This is a genomic window from Streptomyces sp. NPDC003042 (genome assembly GCF_053591315.1).
The window spans coordinates 1-22743 of sequence record NZ_JBSFTP010000102.1; the positions used below are offsets into that span (position 1 = coordinate 1).

The window sequence follows — 22743 nt, forward strand, 5'->3', positions numbered from 1 at the left end:
GGTGGCGCCCCGGAGGAACGGGTTGAAGTGGCCCCACCCCTCGATCGGGTGACATTTCCGGGCTGTCCTGGGGCGGAGCGAGCGAGGTGCGGGGGCACGGCTTCACCCGCCCGGCACTCCGACTCACGCAGATACGGGACTGAAGGCGCCTGCCGGTACTCAGCTGGCCGCCGCGGCCGGGCCCTCCCCGAACCGGGGAACATCCACGACCGTCGCGTCCAGGCGCAGCCGCTTGAAGCGCACCGGGTGCCGGTAGAAACCGCCCCCGTCCACGGCGGTGTCGGCGCTGATCTCTGCGACGAGTTCGAGGTGGACCAGTGTCACGTCCATGACGTCTCGGCTGCCCCATGCCGATGTGAATTGAATGTCGGCCCATGGGTGTTCAGGGCTTGACGCAGTCAGATTCCCGCCCATGAGACGGGCTGCTTCGGGGCGCAGGGGGGGCGGTGCGGCCGATGGGGTGTAGGTGGCCGTGGGTGTCGTGGCGGCCCAGGAGGAGGAGCTGGGGGCGGGTCATGGTGCCGGTGATGGCTCCGACGATCGCTTCGGTGGTGTCCCGTCGACGGAGTTTGTACCAGCCTCTGTATCCGCTTCGGTAGGGATGGTTCATGGCTTTTACGACGATGCCTTGTGCATAGTCGGTCAATGACCAGCTGAGTGAGCGGTACGTCGGAGCGGTTGGCTTATCGCCCTCCGTAGGACACGGGCACTCCCCCCGGTGGACGCCCCGGGTGAGAGGCCAACCTCGCTCGGCTCGGCCGTGACCTCACTGTGTGGGCAACAAGTGGCTTGCTTCGCAGCGAAACGGTCCGAGCCCAAGCGGGTCGCCGAGTGCGGGGGCAGGACAGCACCACGTGACGGCACGCCGCTCACGGCGCCCCGTCTGGTCCGGCCTGGCTGGCCGACCCCTCCGAGCAACGACCCTAATAGCCGCCACCGAAACCACCGCTGAAGCCGCCGCCGAAGTCCCCGCCGATGCCGCCGTAATCGCTGCCCGAGTGGCCGCGTCCGTGGCCCGGGCCGGATGAGGACGACGAGGGCGGGGGAAGCTCACCGGGCGACCGCCAGCGGCCGCTGGTGGCCTCGGTCCACCATTGCCCGAACTGCACCGGGTCCTCCGGCGTCGAGCATTCGCTGACCACCCTCTCGCAGGCTGCCTTCTCCCACCGGACGGAGGTGAGCCCTTCCCCTTGTCCGAGTTTCTCCAGCTCGCTCGCCAGCGCGTACGCGTTCAGAGGCTCCGAAGACCGTCTTGAGGCGGTCGGCAACGGCTGCGCGGGGTCCACGTCGTGACGGTGGACGAGAGCGGTCGTGCCGTCCTCGCCGACCAGCACCCAACCCCACATCGCCTGGCTCGCCAGCGCGTGGCAGCGCTTCCCGCGCGCCAGCCTCACCCGCTCCCGCTCCTTCCTCTCGGCCTCCTCCGCCGCCCCGCGGCGCTTGAGTTCCTCCCGCTCCTGGCGCACCTCTTCCCTCGCGAGGGCGAGACGGCGCCTGATCTCCGCTCGCACCGGCGCGTAGCGCTCCTCGGCCGCGGCCAGGACGTCCCGGAAGCGTTCCGCAGCGCGCTCCTTCCGCCGCCGTGCCCCGGGCAGGTAACGGCCCGCGCCCTGCCGGGTGACGGCGTGATACACGTCCTCCGCCTCGCGCATCGAGCGGTGGAACAGCTCGCCCGCCGCCCGCCACTCGTCGCGTTCGGCTGCCGTACCCCGGACGGCGTTCCGGTCGAGCATGCCGCCTGGCCGGGATCCGACCACCCGGAACGTCGAGTATTCGGTCCACCCCAGCGGCTCCGGGTAGAACCTGCTCTCCCCCACTTCGATCACGATCTGCCGATTCTTCTCACCAGCCATGGCGCGACCACCCCCGACGTTCAGCATCCACCAACCCGCGCGCTCGGGGAACCGCGCGAGCCGCACCGGTTGTGTGTACGTACCTCAGCGAGGGAGCCGGATGCTTACGGCTCGGTCCGCGATTGATGGTGGGTGTAGCTCCGTCTCGGGGCAGCCGATCTGGGGTGTTGCGACGACCGTTGACCAGCCCGGGGTGTTGTGATGGGCGGTGCTCGGTCGGGATATTCGCTGGTCGCCGCTTGTTGATGGTGGTCATACTGCCGCGATGGATCCAGTGACTCTTGAGACCGACCGTCTGGTGCTGCGGGCCTTCACACCTGCCGACGTGGATGCGGTGTACGAAGCCTGCCAGGACGAGGACATCCAGTTCTACACCCCGGTGCCGGTGCCGTACCGGCGTGCGGACGCGGAGAAGCTCGTCGGCGAGAAGCTGCCCGCTCAGTGGGCCGAGGACAGGGACTACACCCTCGGCGCGTTCCGCAAGGACACCGGCGCCCTGGTCGGCTCGTACTGTCTGACCCTCATCAGCCGCGGCGTCTGGGAGCTCGGTTACTGGGCGGTCAAGGAACAGCGCGGACGCGGGTACTCGGTGGAGGCCGCTCGGGCCCTGTGCGACTGGGGCTGGGCCACCCTCGACGTCCACCGCATCGAGTGGTGGGCCATGGCCGGGAACACCGGCTCGCGTGCCGTCGCCGAGAAACTCGGCTTCACCGTCGAAGGGACACTGCGCAATCGCGGCATCGCCAACGATGGCAAGTCGCACGACTGGTGGGTGGGCGGACTGCTGAGGCCTTGATGCTCGGGCCGGTGCTTGGCCGGCTGCGTTTGCTCGTCTGCAGGGACGTTCCCAGCTCGGACAGGTCCCGCAGAAGAGCCGCCCGAAGCACGACCTGGTCTTCACCGACCGCCTGCTCGTCACCCTGGTCCACCTACGCACCGGGCTCCCGCACGCCACGCTCGCCGCGCTGTACGGCATCGCCCGCTCCACGATCTCCCGCGCCATCGGGGAGATCCGCCCGTTGCTGGCCATGCGTGGCTTCGCAGTCCCCGACCACCCCGGCGTGCGACTTCGGACCCTGGCGGACGTGTTCGCCTACGCCGAGGTCGCGGGGACCCGGTTGCGGATCGATGGAGCCGAGACCCAGGTTCGCCGCCCGAAGGCAGGCAGGCCCGGACGGCGGGCCTTCGTCTCCGGCAAGAAGGAGCAGAACACCATCAAGACCACCACCATCAGCGCGGCCAGGGCCGTCTGCTGTGGTCGGGTGCGGACCGACCTGGCCGTATACACGACCAGACCGCGATGCGCACCGAGGGTATCGCCGAGCAGTGCCGACTCCACCCGAAGGTGACGGCCGAGGTCGACGAGGGCTACCGGAGGCTGGCCAACGAGTTCCCTGACCAGATCAGCGCCCCTCCGAAGAAGCCGAAGGGCGACGCGCCGCTCGGCGAGCAGTACGCCTGGCGGGAGATGCGCCGACGGCAGTCCTTCGGAGCGGATCTGCGTGAGCACGCCAACGCCGAATTGCGGCATTGGTGCCCGCTCCAGCGCTATACCGGCCCACGCGAGGACTACGCCGCGACCCACCAGGCGATCGCTTCGTTGGTTTCGGACCGTTTGGCTCGCCGACCGACCCGCCGCAAGCCGAGCACCGAGCTCGTGCTCGCCCGGCAGGCCGCCTGCTGATCAACCACCAGCCGACCCGCCAGGCCAGCACGCCCAAACCTCAATCGCGGACCAAGTCGTTAGCGCTTTGCGACCGTGCGGACGGGCAACCCGTCACCATCAGAGCCGACGCAGACGCGACCGTTCACGTCGGACGGCCCCCTCGGGCCCACTCGTACCGGTCACCTGACGGTGTGCGCGTTGTCGGCACATCGTCGCGTCGACGCCTCCGGCCGCCCAGGACCACAAGCTGAGAGAAGAAAGCCGCCACGGGCGTCCCTCGCCTGACCCCCATCCCCTCCAGGCGGTCAGCAACCAGCTGAGGAAGTGGTCAACGGTCAACCGCAAACCCTGGCCACAACGAGACCACCAAGCTCTACACATCATGAGCACCGGGGCACAAGCCGAGCTGCGACGATGACAACCCCGCCGCCCGGCACGAACCGGGGTAGCCGCCTGCGCACGTCGAGACGATCAGCGCGCCACCGCTACATGGGGTCAATGCCCTCACTGCTCTCCCGGTCGCTCTGCTGCTTGAGCCGGCGGGCCTTGTCCTTCAGCCGCTGACGCTCCTGCGGGTCCGCGACCTGCTCCGCTTCCTGTTCCATCTCCTGCGCCTTGGCACGCATGTGCCGGATGCGGTCACCAAACTCATCCGCAACGCTCATGATCCACTCCATCAGGTGTCAGACAGCCTTGGGAAGGCGGGCCACACCAGCCAAACAGCGCTCCCCCATGTGCGCATCCCGAACGGCATGTCCAAGGGCCGACGCACTGGCGTGCTTGGCCGTGGCGTCACCGGCGTGTTGAACGGACGGATCAGGAGCGTGACGACTGCTCAGTTTCACTGACCGACGACAGGTTCAGGCCCTGCCTCGCATCAACGGCTCGTCCACCAAGCGGCCCCGCTTCCGACTGCTGTGGTGACCAACGCAATCAGCCACACGGGCACGCGCTGAATGTCGAGCGCCTGATCAACCGGCTGAAGGACTGGCGCGGCATCGCCACACGTTACGACAAAACGCCCGAGAGCTACCTCGCCGGCCTCGAACTCCGAGCCGCGACGATCTGGCTCGAAGACATCCTGCGAGCAACCGGTTGATCACGACATCACACAGTCCCTAGACGCGCGCGTGGGTCGTGCCGCTCGCGCTCCGCGCTGCACGATCGCCGCGCCCCGACCGTGCCGCTCCGTCCATGGCACCCCGTCGGCGCAACCCGACCGGCGGCATCCGGGCCGTGCCCGCCGGAGGGGCCATGCGCACGGCGCGGCGAGGTCGGGGCACCTGGGGGCTGGGTCATGATCGGCTGCGTGAAGACTTCCGGACGTCTGGCCGCCTTCGCGGTCGCGGGCCTGCTCGCCGCACTCCCCGCGTGCTCGGAGTCCGACGGCCGTGGCGGCGGTGGGGCGGGTGCCCGTACCGGCGCGGACACCGCTCGGACGGGGGCTGCTGGCACGGTGTTCCGGGGCGGGCACCCCGCTGCCGCAGGCGCCGGTGACCCGTACTTCCCGGAGCTCGGCAACGGCGGCTACGACGTCACCCACTACGCCCTGACCCTGGCCTACGACCCCCGCAGCGGCCGCCTCGAGGGCACTGCGGAGATCACCGCGAAGGCCACCGAGGACCTCAGCGCCTTCCATCTCGACCTCCTCGGCATGGAGGTGCTGAGCGCCACCGTCGACGGCCGCAAGGCGCGGGTTCGGCAGGACGGGCAGGAGCTGACCCTGCAGCCGCGCGATCACCTCAGGAAGGGCGCCGCCTTCCGCAGCGTCGTGCACTACGCGGGCACGCCGGAGTCGATCACCCATGACCACGGGTGGCGCGAAGGCTGGTTGAGAACGGACAACGGAGCGGTCGCGTTCGGTGAGCCGACGGGCTCGATGTCCTGGTTCCCGGGCAACCATCACCCCTCGGACAAGGCCTCGTACGACATCACCGTCACGGTCCCCAAGGGGGTGCAGGCGATCTCCAACGGGCGGCTGCGCGCCCGGCGCACCAGCGGCGACCGCGCCACCTTCCACTGGCACCAGGCCGAGCCCATGGCCAGCTATGTGGCGACCGTGGCCATCGGCAGCTACGACATCATGACCTCCCGGACCCGATCGGGCGTCCCGGTCGTGTCGGCGATGGACACGACCGCGAGCGTGGACGAGGACGGAGCGGTCCTCGGCCGGTTCCCCGAGATCATGGAATGGGCCGAGGGGAGGTTCGGTCCCTACCCCTTCTCCGCCGCCGGGGTGATCGTCGATCAGGCGGCCGATGCGCCCTACGCCCTGGAGACCCAGACCAGGCCGACCATTCCGGCCGATATCTTCCACACCACCAACGTGGTGCACGAACTGGCCCACCAGTGGTTCGGCAACTCCGTCACCCCGCGGACCTGGCGGGACATGTGGCTCAACGAGGGCTTCGCGACCTATGCGGAGTGGCTGTGGACCGAGGACCACGGCGGGGCCAGCGCCCAGGAGCACTTCGACCGCAACCACGCCAAGGCCGCGGATGACGACGAGTGGGACTTCCCGCCCGCCGAGCCGCCGAGCGCCTCGGACATCTCCGGCCAGCCAGTGTACGTGCGCGGCGCAATGGTGATCCACAGGATCCGCCAGACCGTAGGCGACGAGGCCTTCCGCACCCTGGTGCGGGGCTGGACCCTGCGCCACCGCCACGGCCACGCCTCCACGGACGACTTCACCGCGTACGCGGAGGCCAAGGCCGGCCGGGACCTCGACTCGATCTGGGACTCGTGGCTCTACGGCGACGGCAAGCCCGCGTGATGGGGTCGACGCGGTGTCAGGTCCTGATGCGCCGGTGGGCGGTCTCGACGAGCTTCATGTACTTGTTCCAGTTCCACGCGGGCCCGGGGTCCTCGTGAGTGGACAGCGGGACCTCGATGTGGCCCAGGATGTGGTCCCGGTCGACCGGCACGTCGTACTTCGCGCAGATCGTGGCCGTGAGCACGGCGGATGCCTCGTACATCTCGTCGGTGTAAACAGGCTGGTCGATCCAGCCTTCGTGCTCGATACCGATGCTCCGGTGGTTGTACCAAACGCTGCCGGAGTGCCAGGCGACGTCGCGCTCGCGCACGCACTGGGCGATCCGCGTGCCGGTTGCGCTGATCACGTAGTGCGCGGACACCCTCTCGGTGGGGTCCTTGAACATGGCGAGCATGATCGGCAAGATGTCCGTTGTCAGGTGAATGACGACGTATTCGATGGGATACGCCTCGGGACGGTCGGAGGGCGTGTAGTTGGACTCTGAGGCTTCGATCCAGACGGCGGGGGCGTAGTCCACCGAGGGGTCCGGACGCAGGGTCGCAGGCGGGCCGGCGGCGACGGGGGCCTTGCGCACGGGGCTCGGCAGCACAGCCTTCACCTTCTCCCCGGGCCCCATCAGCTGGGGCAGCCCGACAGCGGCCAGAGCCGTACCCGCCGCGCCGGCAGCACCCCACAACAGCCGTCGACGGCTGAGCGGGCTGTCTTCCATGGCCACTCCTCATGAGGTCGAGCAGGCAGAGGACGACACGCCGCGAATCGTGGCATCACGATACATAGCCGACACATCCCGTAATCTGATCCTTCACCAGTGCCCGCACCCCAGCAAGCCGATCCCCCACCAATCGGCTGCACACCCTCACCCCTGACCGGGCCCGTCCCCGTCGGCAGGCGCCACCCGTTCCACTGCCATACGGTCCGCCATGCCACCGGTCCCGGCCCCCCTCGTCCGGGGCCCGCCGGCCGATTCCCGCGCGCTCGTGGCGAACGCCGCCGGCACACACCACGTGCTCGCTCCGGCGCGGCGCGAGCCGCAGCACACCCGCCGAGTCGACGACGAACGTGAAAGGCTCGGCCAGCTAGAAGAGGCGACGTGACTGCTGTTCTGTCACCTGCGCCCCCTGTTTGGCTTTGTAGGTGAGTTTTAGGAACGTCTGACGCTGAGCGCCGGGAACGGCTGGTTCCAGGGGCGAGTGATGTCGCCAAGTTCTAGAAACGCCTGAGTGCTTGCTTCGGGACCATGGTTGTGCCCTGCAGGGGGCCCGGGTGCTACCGAAGTCCAAGGTCGATCTGTACGCCCGACGCTCTCGGCGGGTCGGTGCCCGCCACCGGCCGCGGGGCTGGCTCCAGCGCAGCAGCGGACGAAGGCGCTGGCCCCGCGGACGGTCAAGCCCCGAGATGCAGGGTCATGCTCCGCTCGGCAGGGTGGGGCTTACTGGAACCAGGCGCCGCAGGGCGACGAAAACGATCGCGGGAGCTGGAGCGGACCGGCACGCACGTCAGGAGTCAGCCGTGGCGATGGTAGGACTGTTCTGGATCACCGAGGACTCGGTGTACGTAGGTTCCCCGCCGGACGCGGAAGGCCACTGCGTTCGCCTCACCTCCGAAGGGGTACAGGCGCGGGGCCCGGACGGCATCCGGGCGTGGCCGTGGTCGATCCTGCGCTCCGCGGGCGTGGACGCCGCGCCCGTGGAGGGCGACGCAAGGGGCGGAGGCCGATTCCTGGCGGCGGTGCTGGAAGCGGTGGTCACGCTGGGGTCCAGCTACGGCGGAGAGGAACCGCCACAGATGTTCCTGGTCCTGGAGACGAAGGACGGCGCGGAGGAGGTGCGGGTGCCGGCGGCGACCAGGGGCTACACCTCCCGGGAGATCGCCTTGTCCCAGCGCCTCCTGGCCCGCTTCCGGGAGGGCACGGCAGACCCCCGGACCCTCACGACCTGGAGCCGGGACCACAGCGGTGGCACACCGAAACCGCCCGAGCGCGAAGCCCTCCTGCGGGAGCGGACACACGCGTGAGCCCGGCGGGCGGACGGCGCAAATCCGCGCAGGGCCGCACCACCTGGCTCAGGACGCGGCGGCCCGGCGCCTTTCCCCGTGCGTAACAGATTGATCCACATGCTTGAGCAGACATGGCGGACCTCGGCTAATGAACTAGGTGGAACGCCCGCAGGAGGCCGCGGTGGTATCGGCGTGGCCGGCGCATGTTGCCGCTGACGCGGCCGGAATCGCGGGGCACTGGTGACATGCCTGCGAACGCGGCGAGCCGGTCAGGCGTCCCGAAGGCTTCCATGTCGCCGCCGGTGGCGGCGATGAAGGTGGCTCCGAGCAGGGCGCCCATGCCGGGCATGCTGCGGATCACCTCGGCATGCGCGTGATCGTGAAACCGGGCCTCGATGAGAGCGTCGAGCTCGGCGATCTCCTCTTCGAGGGCCATCACCCCCTTCGCTAGGCGGGCCACCATCGAAGCGGCCAGTCTTTCGCCAGGCAGAGAGGTGTGCTGGGCCTGGGCCGCCTCGACAGCCGCCTGGGCAAGCGCGGCGGCGCCTTTGACCTTGCGGTTCTTCAGCCAGGTCTCGATGCGCTTGGCACCGCTGCGGCGGATGGCGGCCGGCGTCTGGTAACCGGTCAGCAGCAGTGCCGGCCCCTTGTTCGTCAGACTCAACGATCACTCCAAGACCGGGCAGATCTCCAGGAGTTACTCCCGGAGCCGGTTGATCTGGCGAGTGCGGTCGTTGACGAGGTCGGTGCGACGCCTGACGAGGATCTTGAGGTCGACGGCTATCTCGTCGCCGGGCCGGAGCACGCCGAGGTCCCTGCGCATCCGGGCCTGGTCGGCGATGACCAAGGCGTCCTTGGCGTCCGTCTTTCCCTGGCCGCGATAGGCAACCGATGCCTGATGAACAGCCAGGCCGGTGAGATAGACCATCGGCTGGTCGTGGCCGAGTAGCAAGCCGATGAGCAGGGCGGCCCCGCCGTGGTTGATATCCACCGCCCAGAGAACGTCCTCAGCGACAGCCAGTACGTCGCTGATCAGCTCTAATAGAGCGGCCTCATCGTTCAGGACTCGCCGCGACAGTAGGCGTTCGCCTTCCGCGTCGATCACCACGCAGTGGTGATGTTCCTTGCCGATGTCCACGCCTGCCCAGATCTGCGGCACGGTCACCTCCGCCAGCTCGTCGTCCAACTGCAGTCCCGCAGACGACCTCGCCGAGGTTGTCCTACGCAGCGATCGAGTCGCATATCCCAATTAGCGGTCGAGTCGTCGCGGGGCTCCGGGCGGCCAAGTCATTTGAGCCATCGGACGGCGACAAGCTCATAGCCATACCCGGGACCCCCGGGCCCCGACGATCCTACGAATGACCGCCTCAGACCCACGCTTGAAAGGTAGGACAAGCTAAGGCTGAGGGCAGTTGTACTGCTCCGGCATCGGTACGGTGACGCAGTACGAGCCCTGGTTACCGGTCTCTTTGACGACGGCGTCGGCAACGGTGAAGACGACGGTTCTCGAGCGAGGCATCACGACCGTGCCAATCTGTCGGACGAGTGAGGCACGGCTTTCGGATTCGGTTGGGGGGTCGGTCTTGTAGAGCCCGACCGGGATCCGCGCTCCGGGCGCGAACCCGTAGATGAGGATCCGGTGACTGCCGTTGTCCACGACCAAGCGGTTGGGCTTGCCCGGGCGCTCGACCGGGTGGCTGTGCTGGGCCGTCAGCGAGCCCTGGGTCGCCTGGATCGTGAGCGTCCCGGCAGCCGCGAGATCCTCGCGGGCCGCGCCGGGCGGCACGAACCACCACTTCTCGCTCTGCAACACTCCATCGCCTTGGGGGTGCACGGCAAGTACCTGCCCGGTGAAGAGCGACTCTGACGGCTCGAAGTGCGCATACGTGAGCTCGGAGGCGGTGGGCTGGGCCGTGCTCGCGTTCTGCCGGCCGCCGGCGGTGACGATCACCTTGACCGGTTCGTCAGAGCGGCAGCTGGTCGGCGTCTAGCAGGCTCGACAGAGGATGCCGGAGTGGCTGAGGTACTGCTACGGCTGCTGATCGATGGTCAAGACACTGCTGTCACTCGCGAGACGGCGGAGGCTCTGCTCGAACGGGGGGACGTCTGCGGTTTGCGCATGGTCCTTGCGGCGCTTGGCAGCGCGGACGACAACACCGGTGACTACCTCGACGGTGCAATCAACGATGTCTGCCGTCAGTCCGAGGAAGGTCTCGCACAGCTCAAGGAACTGTCCTCGGTGTTGGTATCGGATGCCGACGCCTCGATCATCAACGAAGCGAGCAGGATCCTGCGCGTATGGGGTACCCGCCGCTGACCTGAGGTTCACGCCACCACGATCAGAGTTCAACGAGCCCCATCAGGTCCCAGCGGGCTGTGGGAAGGCGATGGATTCGTCAAACGGAACGCGGGTCTGAAGGCCGTGGTGGAGCTGTCCGAGCATGCGGTTGAACAAGTGCCGCAGAGCCTGGGCATGCCAGTCGCCCGCGCGCAGGAAGCGGCGCCGCGAGACCAAGCGAGTGCCGCGTACCGACGCGACGCTGCCGGAGCATGACCGCGGGGGCCATTCCAGAGGGCCCTCTCACCCGCGGCAGTTGCGGGAGAAGAGGCTGAGCCCCGGCGGGCACGACCCGGTTGCGGTCCTGCGCTGCAAGTACCGCGCGTTCCTGCCCGACCAGTCCTGCAACCACCCCACGAGGGGCTGGCTCTACAGCGTGGAACTGGCCCGGCCCAAGCGGACGCCGACGCTCGCGCAGGAGTGGACGCTGGACCGGGCGATGGCCGCCAGGTCCACCTGTCCCCGGTGTTCCCGCCGGTACTACTTCTGCCTCCCGCTGCGCACCCAGGGCTGCTGCGACCCGTGCCACCGCGGCTACGAGCCCAGCCCCGACACCTACTTCACCGCTACGGCACCGGTGACCCACCGGCTGGCCGCCTGACCTGCAAGGGACAGCCCATGACCACCGCAGTCCGCACCTCCGCCTTCACCGAGCCCGACCGGCCCAAGAACCTCCAGATCCGGTACGTCACCCTTGGCGGCTCCTACCTCGATGTCACCGGGCCCGGCTCCATCCACAAGAACCACCGATGGCACTGCCACGGCTGCCGTGACGGGAACGACATCTACGACCAGCACCGCCTGTCCGAGGCCCGCGACCAGGCCAACACCCACGCCAGCAACTGCCGCGCCATCCCCCTCACCTGATGCGCCCCCGAACCGTCCTGCTGCTGGCGGCCGTCCCGCTCACCGGCACCGCAGCTGCCGTCGCGCTCAAGGCCGGCTACACCGAACACACCGTGCGAGCCCTGGCCCACTACACCGACCCGGTCACCGCCACCGCGGCCGCCGCCACCATGAACGGACTCACCCTGCGCGGCCTCGCCGCCACCACAGCCCCCGACCGCGCCGGCATCGAAGCCGTCCTGCTCCGCGTCCTGACCACCCCCAACCCCACACTCCCGCAGACCACGGCAGGGATGCCGTCACCATAGGGCGGCTCTGGGTGACCAACGGTTCAGCCGCCCTCCGGTGCAACCCTCCCCGCACCCGGCGCGGGATGCGGGAGGCCGCTGTGCCTTCGCACGCAAGTTGGCCAGGCTTTGCAGCGTGGCTAGATGACCACCACCTCGACGCGAGTATGCGCGGGCGATCCGCGGTCAGCGGCGGCCGGTGGCCAGGATGACGAGGAACTGGCCGCCGCCCGCCTGGATGTCGGCGGTCACCGGCATCCCCGGTACCAGTCGGGAGAACCGGTCCACCAGCCAATCCGCCGCTTCTTGGGCGTCCTTCCTTGTCGGACAACGGCCCACCATCTCGCGGCCACCCTTGCGCTCCAGCCGCTCGGCAACGGCGATCAGCGGCGCGGGTTCGACTACAAACAGGCGCTCCGGCCAGGCGATGACCACTTTGACCGCGCCCTTGCGGGTGTTGCACCCGCGGTGCGCGAGCCGCTCGGCGACCTTGGCCTTCCGGTCGGCGGTCCGGCTGTCGACACTGGGCCCCCGCGGGTCGTTCACCGACTCGTCGGGGTCGACCGGTTCGTCACACACCCAGCACTGCCAGCCGTCGCGCTCGGCCACATCATCAAGGAGACTCATCCGAGCAAACTAGCCTGCCCGGCCGCCACCCGCGCACCAGGGTCCCGGCAACGTCTCAACGCCGGCCAACAGCGCTGCGACGCCTGGCCGACTAGCGTCCCGGCCCACAGGCGCGGCGCGGGCCAGGCCGGCTCCCCGCGGCCGTCGTTCGGGAGATCGCCGTGGCGCAGTTCCCGCGCGACGCGCTGCGGCGGCCGCGGGCAGGCCCCCGTTCGCGGGTGGCTTGCCCGCGATCACCGGGCTTGCCGCCTGGACCCAAGGAGGCTTGCCCGGTGGTCAGGAGGCTTGCCCGGGGCGGAAGCGGGAGAGCCAGGTCCCGCCGGCCTTCTGCTCGGGCAGAGCTTGCTCCTGCTCCTCAGGCCGGTGCCCGCGCGGCCAGGCCCCGCGGACGTCGGTAACGAACCGCTGGTCGCAGTCCTCACACAAGGACGGGCGGGGCTCTCGTCTACGCCTACTTCGCCCGCTGACAAGAGGAGGGCGTCTTCGACCAGCTCAACAGCCTGCTCCGACGCCAAGTCCGCAGGCAGGAGGGCCGGGAGGAAGAGCCGAGTGCGTGTGTCATCGACTCGCAGAGCATCAAGACCTCCACCAACGTGCCCGTCTCCGAGCAGGGCATTGACGCCAGCCAGAAAACCGTCGGCCGCAAGCGGAGCATCGTCATCGACACCGTCGGCCTGCTCCTGGCGGCCATGGTCACCGCCGCGAGCGTCCAGGACTCGATCACCGGCCAGACCCTGATCGAACGGGTCGCCTCCGACCATCCCACCGTCCGCAAGGCCCGGGTCGACGGCGGCTACCGCCAGCACCTCGTCGAGCACGCCGCCACGCCGGCTTCTTCACGATCTCCGGGACGACTTGGCGGGAACCGACACCGGCCGCATCGTCAAGGAAGCCGCCGCTCTCCTCGCTGCCCCAGAGGGGCCGCTTCGGGAAGAGGGTGAGGGCCGAGGTGACGTCCAGGACCTGTCCCGGCCGAGGGGGAACCCGGCCAGGACCCGGCGGCCGGTGCGGGGATGTCGACGATGCCGGGCCTGGGCGGCCGACCGGCGAGGAACTCCCGCAGCGCGAAGTTCGAGACGTGGAGCGTGCCTTCCCCCAGATCGTGGGTGCCTTTGGTGAAGACCGGGCTGGAGGGGGTGTTGAGGACGCCGGTGGGCAGCTTCATGACCGAGAGCGAGCCGTGCGGGCTGATCGTGACGATCTTGTTCTGGGTGTTCACAGCGACATACAGACTTCCATCCTCTGCGAGGGTGAGGCCGTCGGCTCCCTTGAGGACGGGCCCCGAAGCGAAGACCTTCGCCTCGCCGGGCTGCCCATACCGCTCGAGAGGGACCCGCACGTGTCCGCTGTCGAAGTTTCCGATGTACAGGTTCCTGCCCGCGACGTCGAAGGCGATTCCGTTCGCCCCCAGCGACCTGCCGGGGGCACCGGGATTTGAAGGGTCGCGAGCAAGCAGGGAGCCTGTCAGCCAGGTCGTCACGGTGGCTTCGCTCCGAGCCGCGCGCGGGGGCTCCACTTTGTAGACGCGGCCGAGTCGCGAGTCGGTGACGAAGAGATTCCCGGACGCATCGAACGCCAAGTCATTGGGCATGCCGGCTGGGTCCAGCCGGGCGTGTAGCCGGACCTGTCCTGTGGGGGAGATCCGCCATACCCGTGCCGCATCGAGGTCAGCCGAAGTGGCACCGCTGACCACGTAGAGGTGCCCGTCCCGACCGTAGGCGACACCGAGCGCTCCGGCGAAGTGCGGGGCAGCGACGTCGGGCAGGGGGAGAGCGGCCACCAACACGGGCCGGCGGCTGCCCGCCGGCAGTCTCCACACTTTCGTCCTACCGGAGAAGTACAGATTTCCAGCACGGTCGGCTGTGATCGATTCAGGGAGCTGGCCTTGCGCGGCATCGAGGGGGACGGTGACGATGCCCCCCTTCGGGAATCCTGGCCCCAGCGGCCCGGAGACCGCCGGAGCCAGGAAGGCCCCACACAGCAAGCCCACCTGCATCCACCCAGCCATGCACTGTCCTCCACTGCTTATCGGGCGAAGACTGTCGCGAAGACCGTGACCGTGCGGACCCTCCCGGCGCCCGGACGACGACTGACGCGGCCGGCCGCAGAAGTAAGCCGGTGCACCTTCGGCCCCTGTCAACGCCGTCCGTTCACGGTGGCATCGGCAGGGCCGGCTTGGCCGCTCCCGCGGGAAGCGGCCCCGCAAAAGCCTCCAGACGGTCCAATCGGTGACCAGCCGTGAAGCGGTCTTGTCGTGGTAGCGAATGCCTTTGCGATGACGGGGCCGGGGCCTGGAGGACGAGTTGGCGGATCGCGGAGGTCATGCCGTGCTGCGGAGGAACGCCGACCGAGTCCTTGGGGGAACAGGTCTGGCGTGACTCGGGCTTCGGGGCCTCCGTCGACATCGACCAGTTGCAACGACAGATCACCCCTCTCCAACAGCAAGTAGTCGATCTGCAGGGCCAGCTCGACGAACGAACGGAAGACCTGCAAGCAGCACGGGCAGCCAATCACGGACTCACCCGAGCACTGAACCGACCCGGGTGATCGGTGTCGGCGTCCTGCGCTCACCGGCGGGGTGGCAAGGCAATCGGGCTTGGTCACCGACCTCGGCTGTCGGCGACCGTTCGCTTCGCCATGCGGTGCTGCTCGTGGTGTGATGAAACGGGGGTCCGAGAAGGAGAGAGCGATGACCTCACCGGCAGCGGAGCGGAAGACCGTCGCGGGCCCGGTGTCAGTCCGCCCGTTGGCCGAGGCGGACCTGGATCAGGCCGATGAGATCTTCCGGGTCGCCTTCGGGACGTTCCTCGGGGTCCCCGAGCCGAAGACGTTCTTCGAGACCGCCGATTACGTCCGCACGCGCTGGGCGGCCGATCCGCACGCGGCCTTCGCAGCGACGATCGAGGGCGAACTGGCCGGATCGAACTTCGCCGCCAACTGGGGCAGCGTCGGGTACTTCGGACCGTTGACCGTGCGTCCGGACCTGTGGGACCAGGGCGTCGGCAAGCGCCTCATGGATCCGGTCATGGACTGCTTCGACACCTGGGGGAACCGCCACCTGGGCCTGTTCACCTTCTCGCACAGTCCGAAGCACCTTGAGCTCTACCGCAGGTACGGTTTCTGGCCCCGATTCCTCACGGCCATCATGAAGAAGCAAGTCGCGGGCAGCTCCGCGGTCCCCGGCCGGGTGATGTACAGCGAGCTGCCTGCCGCCGATCAGCCCGCCTGCCTCAGTGCCTGTCGCGCACTGACCGGGGCCGTGTACGAGGGCCTGGACCTGGAACGCGAGATCGTCGCCGTGCACACGCAGGGACTCGGTGACACCATCCTGCTCCAGGGCGGCGGCTCCGAGCTCGATGGCCTGGCCGTCTGCCACTGCGGAGCCGGATCGGAGGCCGGCGAGGACGTGTGCTTCGTCAAATTCGGCACCGTACGCCCTGGCCCGGAGGCCGCCGACCGCTTCGAGCGACTGCTCGACGCATGTGAGCAACTGGCGGCCGAGCGCGGGCTGAGTCAGCTGGACGCCGGGATGAACCTGGGCCGCCCGGATGCCTATCGGCGCCTGATCGACCGTGGTTTCCGCACTGGGTTGCAGGGCGTCACGATGCACCGGCCCAACGAGCCCGGTTACAGCCACCCCGACGCCTATGTGATCGACGACTGGCGCTGAGACCGCCCGTCTGGCCACCAGGCTCCAGCTTCTGGTGGGCTGCGTCGTCGCCTCGCCCGCCGGCCGGACAGGTGGTCGTCGCCGAGTGTCGCGGCGTCTGACCTCGGCTTAGCCTGAGGGCCCCAGGGAAGGAGCGCCGGTATGAGAGCGACCTGGAAGGGGGCCATATCGTTTGGGCTGGTCACCATCCCAGTCCAGCTTTTCACGGCCACGGAGGAGCACGACATCCCGCTTCGCCAGGTGCACGAGAAAGACGGCTCCAGGGTTCGGCTGCGGCGCCTATGCGAGGCCGAGGACGTCGAGATCCCCTGCCAAGAGATCACCAACACGGGACCGAGCAGGCAAGCGGGCATTTCCGGCAGATAGGTGGAAGGTCATGGCCTTCGGGTGAACCCTGCTCGGGCTGTGCGCGCGGCTGCGTTCGCGCGAGATGACACTCGCCAGGCAGGGCCCGTTGATCATCACTGCGCGGCGAATACGTTCGCCCTGGCCCGGCCGCGGCCATTGCTGTGGTCGGCAGACAGTCCCGAGCCGGAGGTGGACCGCCGTGGCGGTGAACGGAAATCCGACCGTCAGACGACGCCGGCTGGGCGCGGAGCTGCGCCGGCTCCGTCCGGCGCGTGGCCTGACCAGTACGCAGGTGGCCGAGCGCGCAGGGGACAACGAGTTCTGCGTCCTGCGCACCCTGGCACCGCAGAACTGGACTACGGCCGGGCGCGTGAGGATCACGCGAACAGTCCCCGGCGTCACGCCGGGGGCTGTTCTGCGTGGGTCCGGGGTTACGGCCGGCTCAGGATGTCGCTCACGCGGTGTGCGTAGACCACCCGGCCGCAGGGGGAGCCGGGGTCGGTGCAGAGCGGGTCCGCGGTGTTCATGCGGTGCTCGGTCTGCGACCAGAGGTACTGGGTGCCCGACCCCGCGGGGAGGACGCTCTGGGCGTGCTCGAAGGACAGGTCCTCGGGCCCGGCCGCGTTGGTGATGTTGCCGCCGTAGTCCACCAGGCGCCCGCCGGAGACGTTGGCCCGCCGCAGGCTGCCGCTGTTGTTCTCCCAGCTGCGGTTGAAGTAGTACATGCCGTTGTAGCGGGCCGCGCCCTGGGTGAGGTCGCGCGGCAAGTAGTACGCGCTCGTCGCGCCGACCACGCCGTTGACCGTCTTGAGGAGTCCCGTGGCGTCGTCGATGGGGAGTGCCCCGACCCGCCCCTTCTCGGGGTGCGTGGCGTCGGAGTTGCAGTACTCGCCCATGATCAGCGCCGGAGCGGCGGTGGCGCTGCGGTCGATCGAGATGTAGGACGCCTTGGGGGCTCCGGTCGCGACGCAGGTCCCCGCGGACGAGTTGCCCTGGGCGCTGACGAACTGGTACGAGGCGACCTGCGGCATCACATAGCGGTACGTGTGGCCGTAGTAGACGCTGCTCTGCCGGCCGATCTTCGTTTCGTCCCTGACGTTGCTCTTCAGGCCGTTGAGCGTGGTGTCGTCCACCGAGGCGTCCTGGTCCGGGTTGAGGTCCAGAAGGGAACGCATGTCGAAGACCCGCAGGCCGTTCATGGTGTCCGTGACGTACAGGTAGTACTTGTACCAGGCGATGCCGCCGGCGTGGACGTCGACCGCCTTGTAGGAGGCGTTGCCGTACGAGTTGTAGTACGGCTCGACCAGCAGGACGTGACGGTACCGCCGGCCCTCGGGGTTGCCCGCTATCGCGGTTTCCGGGTCAAGGAACGACAGCCGCACGCCCTTGTCGTAGCAGGTCCCCGGGTCCGACGAGCAGAGGCCGCTGCCGGCCTTGTCGTACCAGGCGGTGACCAACGGCTTCCGGGTGCCCCACAGTTCGTCGGCCTGGGCGTCCGAAACACCAGTGATGCCCTGCGGTATCCATTCCTCGGTGTCGGAGTCGCCCGCGTCCCAGCAGAACTTCCTGGCGGGAACCAGCACGGTGCCGTTGTCACCGGTGCCGAAGGGGTCCGTGGTGCAGGAAGTGCCGGTCTTCGCAACACGGTTGCCCTGGTCGAGCAGGTCCTGGACGCCCTGTACCGGCAGGGCCGCCTTCAGGTCGGCCACCTGGCCGCTCAGGTCCGGCCCGGACTTGAGGTTGAAGGAGGACGCGGTTGCCGGGTCGCCGGGAGCCGCTTGCGCGGGGGCGCCGAGTGCGGGTACCGAGAGGACTGCCGCGGCGAGCGCGGCGACCCAACTGGTCCGCCGGAAGAAGGGCGTACGAGAGGCCGTACGTGAGGGTATACGTGGAAGCGTATGAGATGTCGTCATTACTGACCTTTACTCACGGGGAGGGGGGAAGCCCGTGATCATGCCAGTGCGCCTGCTGTCATGTCCAGGATGATGGGGACCACTACTTCAGCGAGGACCCCAGCGCCGCCGGCAACTGGCTGCTCGGACCCCCCAGTCCATGAAAACGAAGTCGGCTCGGCGTACGCCGAGCCGCACCGCAGCCCGGTCCGGGTCGAGGGGAACGTGCCGGTCGAGCAGGGCAGGCAGGTCCCGGCGGCGGGCCAGCGCCTCCACTGGTCCAGATGCACGTTGGGGAACTCCCGCTCGCCAGCGAGGCAACCAGGAACCCGGCCCTGACACGAGGTGACCGACCGTCAAGGCGGTCGGCGGCAGCTTGCCGGTAGGGGTCTCGATCCGCGCCTGGTCCGCGTCCCGGTGCGGTTCGGGTCCTCGGCCATCAGGCCGCGGTCGGCGGGGAACTGGCAGGCCCGCTTGGCAGTGCGAGGTCGTGGACCGTCTCGGGCCCGAGCCAGTACACCAGGATCGTCAGGGTACGGATGTCCTTGCGGTACGCGGGGTCCTGCTGGTCGCGGCGCAGCGGGGAGGTCCTCGATGCGCTTCCGGGCCGTACCGGTCAAGGACATGTCCGGGATCTTCGAGGGAATCGCTACGCGGCGCCCACCACCGTCAGGACCGCGACGGGCAAGAGCAGCATCCACTGCGGAAGCCGCAGCAGGGGCTTCGGCCAGCCGACCGACAGTGTGACGACCAGAAAGGCGACTGCGTAGGCGATGAAGTGTGCGGCCACGAACCACGCCACCGGCCCAGGCGTCGACGTACCGTCCGTCAGCGCGAGGTGGACCAGAGCGACCGCGGACAGCACCAGGTCGGCGCTCACCATGTGCCACACGGCGTGAAGGACGCGCTTGGGTTCGTCCGCGAGCCCGCAGGACAGCAGGGGGCGCACCACGTCTTGGTGACCGGCGGCGATGTGCGCCGCGGCCACGCCGAACGCGGTGATGCCCGCTGCGAGGAGCCAGCCGTTCATCGGATCTCGATTCCCTTGGTTATCACAGCAGCCAGTCGGCCGGCCAGCTGCGCGTCAGGGTGCTCCCCGACGAGACCGACGTGGAAGAACACGGCTCCGGCCAGAGCGTCCAGGACGAGATCGACGGGCGTGTCGGCCGACATCTCCCCGCGCAGCGCGGCGCGCTCGAAGAGGATCAGCAGTCGCTCCTTCGACGGGGCCAGGAAGTCGGCGCGGATGCGTTGCTTGAGCACTGGATCGGCGGCGAAGTCAGCGAGCAGTCCTGGGAGCGCCGCGGCGGCGGCAGGCGCGTGGAACTCGTCGAGCAGGCCGCCCAGCAATACGGTCAGGTCGCCGGTCAGCGTTCCGGTGTCCGGCATCGGAGCATGGTCGGTGGTCGTGAACACAGCCTCGAAGACCAGCTCCGCCTTGCCCGGCCACCGCCGGTAGATCGTGTCCTTGCCGACACCGGCGCGGGCGGCCACCCCGCCGATCGACGTGGCGGCGTAGCCGACTTCCACCACGAGCTCTGCGGTCGCCCGGACGATCGCCTCGTGCGCGCGGCGATCCCTGGGACGCCCCCGGGAAGGCGGAGAGGAACTCATGCCGTTTACTTTACGGGTCGACCCGTTTGATAAACAACCCCCGGTGTACCGCCACTGAGTGATCGCCCGCCGCAGCATCCGCCGCGCGTACCCTCGCCCCGGCACAGCTCTTACCGGGGCGGTGAAGGTCGGGTTTCCGGCTCGGCTACTACAGGTGGACCCGGACCCGGGTGCTGATCTTGTCCGACAGGCTTTCCCGCCCTTGGCGCACGGGCTCCGTCGTCAGGGTGAGCGGTGCGCCCCAGCTCGCCGGTCCGCACGGCGTACTCAAGCCGGCCGGTGGGGAAGGGCACCGGGTCACCGGTGTACCGCACCTTCACCACGTGCTGGCCGTCGCCGTTGGTGGTGGTGGTGGTGGTGCGGGCCGCTCGCTGGGACTCCGCGCCTCAGGGCTCGCACAGGCGTACGGCGAGGGCGGCGATGTCGTCGTCAAGGCGCCCCCTGCTGTAGTGGAGGAGATCGCGGTGAAGAGCCGCGAGCAGTTCGCGGGGCGGTGTCGGGGGCTGTCGACGCATCCAAGCCGCCAGCGGGAAGAACTCGCCGTCGCGGGCGCGGGCCTCGGCGATCCCGTCGGTGTAGAGGAGCAGCAGGTCGTTGGGGGCGAAGTCGAAAATGTCGACGTTGTAGTGATCGCCGATCAGCTCCGCGAGGCTGAGCAGTGGCGATGGGGTGGCCGGCTCGAGGACACGGAGTCTCCCGCGGTTCAGGAGCAGCGGCGGGGGGTGTCCGCAGTTGAGGATGTCGATACGTCTGCCCTCGTGCGGGATCTCGACGAGGAGGGCGGTGGCGAAGCGCTCCATCGGCCCCTCGGGGGGAAAGGCGGCGTTGTAACGGGTGCTGCTGGCGTCCAGCCTGCGTGCGACGTCGACCATGTCGGTCTCGCCGTAGGCCGCCTCCCGGAAGGCGTTGACGATCGCCGCGGCCGCCCCCACTGCCGGCAGGCCCTTGCCCCGCACGTCACCGATGAGCAGCCGGACCCCGTATGGCGTGTCGACCACCTCGTAGAAATCCCCGCCGATGCGGGCCTCCGCCGCGGCCGCGAGATACAGCGACTCGATCTCGATGCCGCCGATGCGACGTGGCATGGGGCTCAGCACCACCTGCTGCGCCGCGTCGGCGACGAGCCGTACCTGGAAGAGCGTGCGCTCCCGCTGGAGCCGGACATGGCTTCCGTACGCGGCGGCCACGGTGACCGCGATGATCCCCGCGGCCGTCCACCACGTCCCCAGATCGGGGAAGACGAGGCTGAGGCCGATCATCAGAAAGAGGCAGACCGTCCCGAGCAGGACGGTGGGGAGCACCGGCCACATGGCGGCGGCGAGGGCCGGCGCCGCGGGCAGGAGGCGGCTGAAGGCCATTTCCGGCGGAGTGGTGTAGGCCAGGCTGGCGATGACGACGGTCAGGATGACCGGCGACAGCCGCACAAGTCTTCCCGGGCCCGGGCGCCTACGTAGCCGCGGCCGTCCAGACTCGATCACACTTCCCACAATATCTGCGCAATGAGGGCATAGCACTCTGACGAACAGCGTCGGCTGCCCGCCGCCTCCCAGCTTCCGGTCGCCCTCACCACGCGCCGGCTACCGGGGGGTGCGGGGAGCGTGACGTTGGTGGGCACGGCGCCATCGGCGAAAAAAGCGGTCGGCGGAGCGGAACCAGACCTGTGGCAGGAGGTCTACGCGTCCTGGCGGCGACGCCACACCGATGCGGCCCGGCTGCCATCGGGCCTGAACCTTTGAGCCGGCCCTGACCGCACCGTCACCGGCGGTGGATCACCGCGCTGCCCGAAGCCTTGTCGTGCATGCCACGGCGGTCCTTGCCCAGGTTGATCGACGAGACGTTGGCGACGCACAGCACCGGGATGCCGGTCACCACGAGGTTCGTGAGGTGCCGGACGACGGCCGGGCCGTAGCCGATGCGCTCGCCGGTCTCGAAGTGCGTCACTTCGAGGCGCAGGGCCCGCTTGCCCGGAGTCGCGCCCCAGCGCGACACGCTCAGCGGGGAGTAGAGCAGGAGGAAGGCCGCGACCCCGAGTGCGGCGGTGGTGCGCCAGATCACACCGGCTTCACCGTCGCCGACACCGGCGGCCGTGAGAATCCGGTCGAGGCCGACCAGCGGAACGAGAATGACCGCGACAGCGATGACCAGGTCGATGGCACTTGCGGCGCAGCGCGGCATGAGACCCGCCGGCGAGCCGGGGCGGGCGCCCGGAGCCGCCTGGAACCGACCGAGGTCGCCTCCGGAGGCCAAGGAGTCGAACATTGGCGTTCCTTCTTTCGCGGATCGGCGGAATCCTACATTCCGGTTGTATGGAGAGTTCTACGGCGGGGGCCGCCGTGGCCACGGCGGGGAATGCGATGGCAACGGCCGGCGTGATCACTGCCTGTCGGGTGTCGCCCCCGGCGCCATGGCCAGGTCTGTTCGACTCGCTCCCGCAGGCCTTCCGCCCCTTCGCCCGGACGAGTGGAAGTGCGGCGACATTCAGGTCCCGGACCAGGACGAGGATGACGCAGACGGTGCCGAGGGGTTGGTCGGGCTCCTGCTGGAGGGTAGAGCCGAGGCCTGTCTGGAGTTCGTCGAGGGGTACTACGAGGTGACACCGGCCCTGGAAGTGGTCCGGCACGTCTATGACCTCAAGCCGCTGACGCAGGAAGTCGTCTCGGCCTTGAACCCCGCGGTTCGACTTGAGGACCTCGCCGAGGACATCACCCGGATCGGCTATCCGGTGCAACCGCGGGCTGTTGAGCTTCCCCCGCTGTGCGGGAGGTGTTGATTACCTCGTCAGTGCGGGTGTCGGTGGTTTGGATACCACTGGTTCGGCCGTCGCCTGATCGGCG

At 69.0% G+C, this 22743-nt stretch carries 24 protein-coding genes and 4 pseudogenes; 15 read left to right on the forward strand and 13 right to left on the reverse strand.

Going from position 1 to position 22743, the window contains the following annotated elements:
• Nucleotides 1-159 precede the first annotated feature (159 nt).
• Nucleotides 160-330, reverse strand: a complete 171-nt coding sequence (locus ACWDYJ_RS32590) for a hypothetical protein (protein ID WP_451569210.1) — start codon at nt 328-330, stop codon at nt 160-162.
• Between the two features lie 593 nt (nt 331-923).
• On the reverse strand, nt 924-1853 hold the full coding sequence (locus ACWDYJ_RS32595; protein ID WP_451569211.1) for a hypothetical protein: 930 nt from the start codon (nt 1851-1853) through the stop codon (nt 924-926).
• A gap of 265 nt (nt 1854-2118) precedes the next feature.
• On the opposite strand from ACWDYJ_RS32595, the gene ACWDYJ_RS32600 reads away from it, so the two are divergent.
• The 4 genes and pseudogenes from ACWDYJ_RS32600 (at nt 2119) to ACWDYJ_RS32615 (ending at nt 3537) form a co-directional block, all read left to right on the forward strand.
• Nucleotides 2119-2649 carry a GNAT family N-acetyltransferase gene (locus ACWDYJ_RS32600; RefSeq protein WP_451569212.1) on the forward strand — a complete coding sequence of 177 codons (531 nt, stop codon included), beginning with the start codon at nt 2119-2121 and terminating at the stop codon, nt 2647-2649.
• Between the two features lie 124 nt (nt 2650-2773).
• A pseudogene (locus ACWDYJ_RS32605) lies at nt 2774-2830 on the forward strand (hypothetical protein); the annotation flags it as partial.
• 51 nt (nt 2831-2881) lie between these two features.
• Nucleotides 2882-3202: a hypothetical protein gene (locus ACWDYJ_RS32610; RefSeq protein WP_451569213.1), complete on the forward strand. Its 321-nt coding sequence runs from the start codon at nt 2882-2884 to the stop codon at nt 3200-3202.
• A complete protein-coding gene (locus tag ACWDYJ_RS32615; protein WP_451569214.1) occupies nt 3154-3537 on the forward strand; it encodes a hypothetical protein in 384 nt (127 codons plus the stop codon). The genes ACWDYJ_RS32610 and ACWDYJ_RS32615 overlap by 49 nt, the downstream gene beginning before the upstream one ends.
• 467 nt (nt 3538-4004) lie before the next feature.
• Here ACWDYJ_RS32615 and ACWDYJ_RS32620 read toward each other — a convergent pair whose 3' ends face one another.
• Nucleotides 4005-4184, reverse strand: coding sequence for a DUF6381 family protein (locus tag ACWDYJ_RS32620; protein WP_451569215.1), 180 nt, complete (start codon nt 4182-4184; stop codon nt 4005-4007).
• Between the two features lie 632 nt (nt 4185-4816).
• Here ACWDYJ_RS32620 and ACWDYJ_RS32625 point away from each other — a divergent pair.
• Nucleotides 4817-6292: a M1 family metallopeptidase gene (locus ACWDYJ_RS32625; protein WP_451569216.1), complete on the forward strand. Its 1476-nt coding sequence runs from the start codon at nt 4817-4819 to the stop codon at nt 6290-6292.
• A 16-nt stretch (nt 6293-6308) separates the two neighbouring features.
• On the opposite strand, the gene ACWDYJ_RS32630 is transcribed toward ACWDYJ_RS32625, so the two are convergent.
• A complete protein-coding gene (locus ACWDYJ_RS32630; RefSeq protein ID WP_451569217.1) occupies nt 6309-7001 on the reverse strand; it encodes an N-acetylmuramoyl-L-alanine amidase in 693 nt (230 codons plus the stop codon).
• Nucleotides 7002-7801: 800 nt separating this feature from the next.
• Between ACWDYJ_RS32630 and ACWDYJ_RS32635 the strand changes: the two genes are divergently transcribed.
• Nucleotides 7802-8305 carry a hypothetical protein gene (locus ACWDYJ_RS32635; protein WP_451569218.1) on the forward strand — a complete coding sequence of 168 codons (504 nt, stop codon included), beginning with the start codon at nt 7802-7804 and terminating at the stop codon, nt 8303-8305.
• Nucleotides 8306-8441: 136 nt separating this feature from the next.
• Here the strand turns inward: ACWDYJ_RS32635 and ACWDYJ_RS32640 are convergent.
• Both ACWDYJ_RS32640 and ACWDYJ_RS32645 read right to left on the reverse strand, forming a co-directional pair.
• Nucleotides 8442-9446: pseudogene (locus ACWDYJ_RS32640) on the reverse strand (IS110 family transposase); the annotation flags it as partial.
• Between the two features lie 237 nt (nt 9447-9683).
• Complete coding sequence (locus tag ACWDYJ_RS32645) at nt 9684-10238, reverse strand: hypothetical protein (protein ID WP_451569219.1); 555 nt, start codon at nt 10236-10238, stop codon at nt 9684-9686.
• A gap of 63 nt (nt 10239-10301) precedes the next feature.
• On the opposite strand from ACWDYJ_RS32645, the gene ACWDYJ_RS32650 reads away from it, so the two are divergent.
• The 4 genes from ACWDYJ_RS32650 to ACWDYJ_RS32665 all read left to right on the forward strand — a co-directional run bounded on the left by ACWDYJ_RS32650 (nt 10302) and on the right by ACWDYJ_RS32665 (nt 11779).
• Nucleotides 10302-10604 (forward strand): hypothetical protein, encoded by a 303-nt coding sequence (locus ACWDYJ_RS32650; protein WP_451569220.1) that lies wholly within the window; start codon nt 10302-10304, stop codon nt 10602-10604.
• 277 nt (nt 10605-10881) lie between these two features.
• Complete coding sequence (locus tag ACWDYJ_RS32655) at nt 10882-11226, forward strand: RRQRL motif-containing zinc-binding protein (protein WP_451569221.1); 345 nt, start codon at nt 10882-10884, stop codon at nt 11224-11226.
• Between the two features lie 17 nt (nt 11227-11243).
• Nucleotides 11244-11492 (forward strand): hypothetical protein, encoded by a 249-nt coding sequence (locus tag ACWDYJ_RS32660; protein WP_451569222.1) that lies wholly within the window; start codon nt 11244-11246, stop codon nt 11490-11492.
• On the forward strand, nt 11492-11779 hold the full coding sequence (locus ACWDYJ_RS32665; protein ID WP_451569223.1) for a hypothetical protein: 288 nt from the start codon (nt 11492-11494) through the stop codon (nt 11777-11779). Before ACWDYJ_RS32660 ends, ACWDYJ_RS32665 begins: the two co-directional genes overlap by 1 nt.
• Before the next feature lie 165 nt (nt 11780-11944).
• Here the strand turns inward: ACWDYJ_RS32665 and ACWDYJ_RS32670 are convergent, their stop codons facing one another.
• Entirely contained in the window at nt 11945-12385 is a 441-nt protein-coding gene (locus ACWDYJ_RS32670) for a hypothetical protein (RefSeq protein WP_451569224.1), read from the reverse strand.
• Nucleotides 12386-12825: 440 nt separating this feature from the next.
• On the opposite strand from ACWDYJ_RS32670, the pseudogene ACWDYJ_RS32675 reads away from it, so the two are divergent.
• A pseudogene (locus tag ACWDYJ_RS32675) lies at nt 12826-13212 on the forward strand (transposase); the annotation flags it as partial.
• 56 nt (nt 13213-13268) lie between these two features.
• On the opposite strand, the gene ACWDYJ_RS32680 reads toward ACWDYJ_RS32675, so the two are convergent.
• Complete coding sequence (locus ACWDYJ_RS32680) at nt 13269-14393, reverse strand: SMP-30/gluconolactonase/LRE family protein (RefSeq protein ID WP_451569233.1); 1125 nt, start codon at nt 14391-14393, stop codon at nt 13269-13271.
• Nucleotides 14394-15074: 681 nt separating this feature from the next.
• On the opposite strand from ACWDYJ_RS32680, the gene ACWDYJ_RS32685 reads away from it, so the two are divergent.
• From ACWDYJ_RS32685 to ACWDYJ_RS32695, 3 genes and pseudogenes are all read left to right on the forward strand, one after another.
• The gene (locus ACWDYJ_RS32685) at nt 15075-16055 is read left to right on the forward strand and encodes a GNAT family N-acetyltransferase (protein WP_451569225.1); all 981 of its coding nucleotides are present in this window, start codon (nt 15075-15077) and stop codon (nt 16053-16055) included.
• 141 nt (nt 16056-16196) lie between these two features.
• Nucleotides 16197-16421 (forward strand): Ku protein, encoded by a 225-nt coding sequence (locus ACWDYJ_RS32690; RefSeq protein WP_451569226.1) that lies wholly within the window; start codon nt 16197-16199, stop codon nt 16419-16421.
• Between the two features lie 181 nt (nt 16422-16602).
• Nucleotides 16603-16707: pseudogene (locus tag ACWDYJ_RS32695) on the forward strand (transcriptional regulator); the annotation flags it as partial.
• A gap of 127 nt (nt 16708-16834) precedes the next feature.
• On the opposite strand, the gene ACWDYJ_RS32700 reads toward ACWDYJ_RS32695, so the two are convergent.
• From ACWDYJ_RS32700 to ACWDYJ_RS32720, 5 genes are all read right to left on the reverse strand, one after another.
• Nucleotides 16835-18316: a hypothetical protein gene (locus tag ACWDYJ_RS32700; RefSeq protein WP_451569227.1), complete on the reverse strand. Its 1482-nt coding sequence runs from the start codon at nt 18314-18316 to the stop codon at nt 16835-16837.
• A 628-nt stretch (nt 18317-18944) separates the two neighbouring features.
• Nucleotides 18945-19325, reverse strand: coding sequence for a hypothetical protein (locus ACWDYJ_RS32705; RefSeq protein ID WP_451569228.1), 381 nt, complete (start codon nt 19323-19325; stop codon nt 18945-18947).
• Nucleotides 19322-19909, reverse strand: a complete 588-nt coding sequence (locus tag ACWDYJ_RS32710) for a TetR/AcrR family transcriptional regulator (protein ID WP_451569229.1) — start codon at nt 19907-19909, stop codon at nt 19322-19324. Before ACWDYJ_RS32710 ends, ACWDYJ_RS32705 begins: the two co-directional genes overlap by 4 nt.
• 386 nt (nt 19910-20295) lie before the next feature.
• On the reverse strand, nt 20296-21333 hold the full coding sequence (locus ACWDYJ_RS32715) for a PP2C family protein-serine/threonine phosphatase (RefSeq protein WP_451569230.1): 1038 nt from the start codon (nt 21331-21333) through the stop codon (nt 20296-20298).
• Between the two features lie 331 nt (nt 21334-21664).
• Nucleotides 21665-22168 (reverse strand): RDD family protein, encoded by a 504-nt coding sequence (locus tag ACWDYJ_RS32720; RefSeq protein WP_451569231.1) that lies wholly within the window; start codon nt 22166-22168, stop codon nt 21665-21667.
• A 145-nt stretch (nt 22169-22313) separates the two neighbouring features.
• Here ACWDYJ_RS32720 and ACWDYJ_RS32725 point away from each other — a divergent pair, with 145 nt between their 5' ends.
• Complete coding sequence (locus ACWDYJ_RS32725) at nt 22314-22679, forward strand: hypothetical protein (RefSeq protein ID WP_451569232.1); 366 nt, start codon at nt 22314-22316, stop codon at nt 22677-22679.
• The last annotated feature ends 64 nt before the right edge of the window (nt 22680-22743 follow it).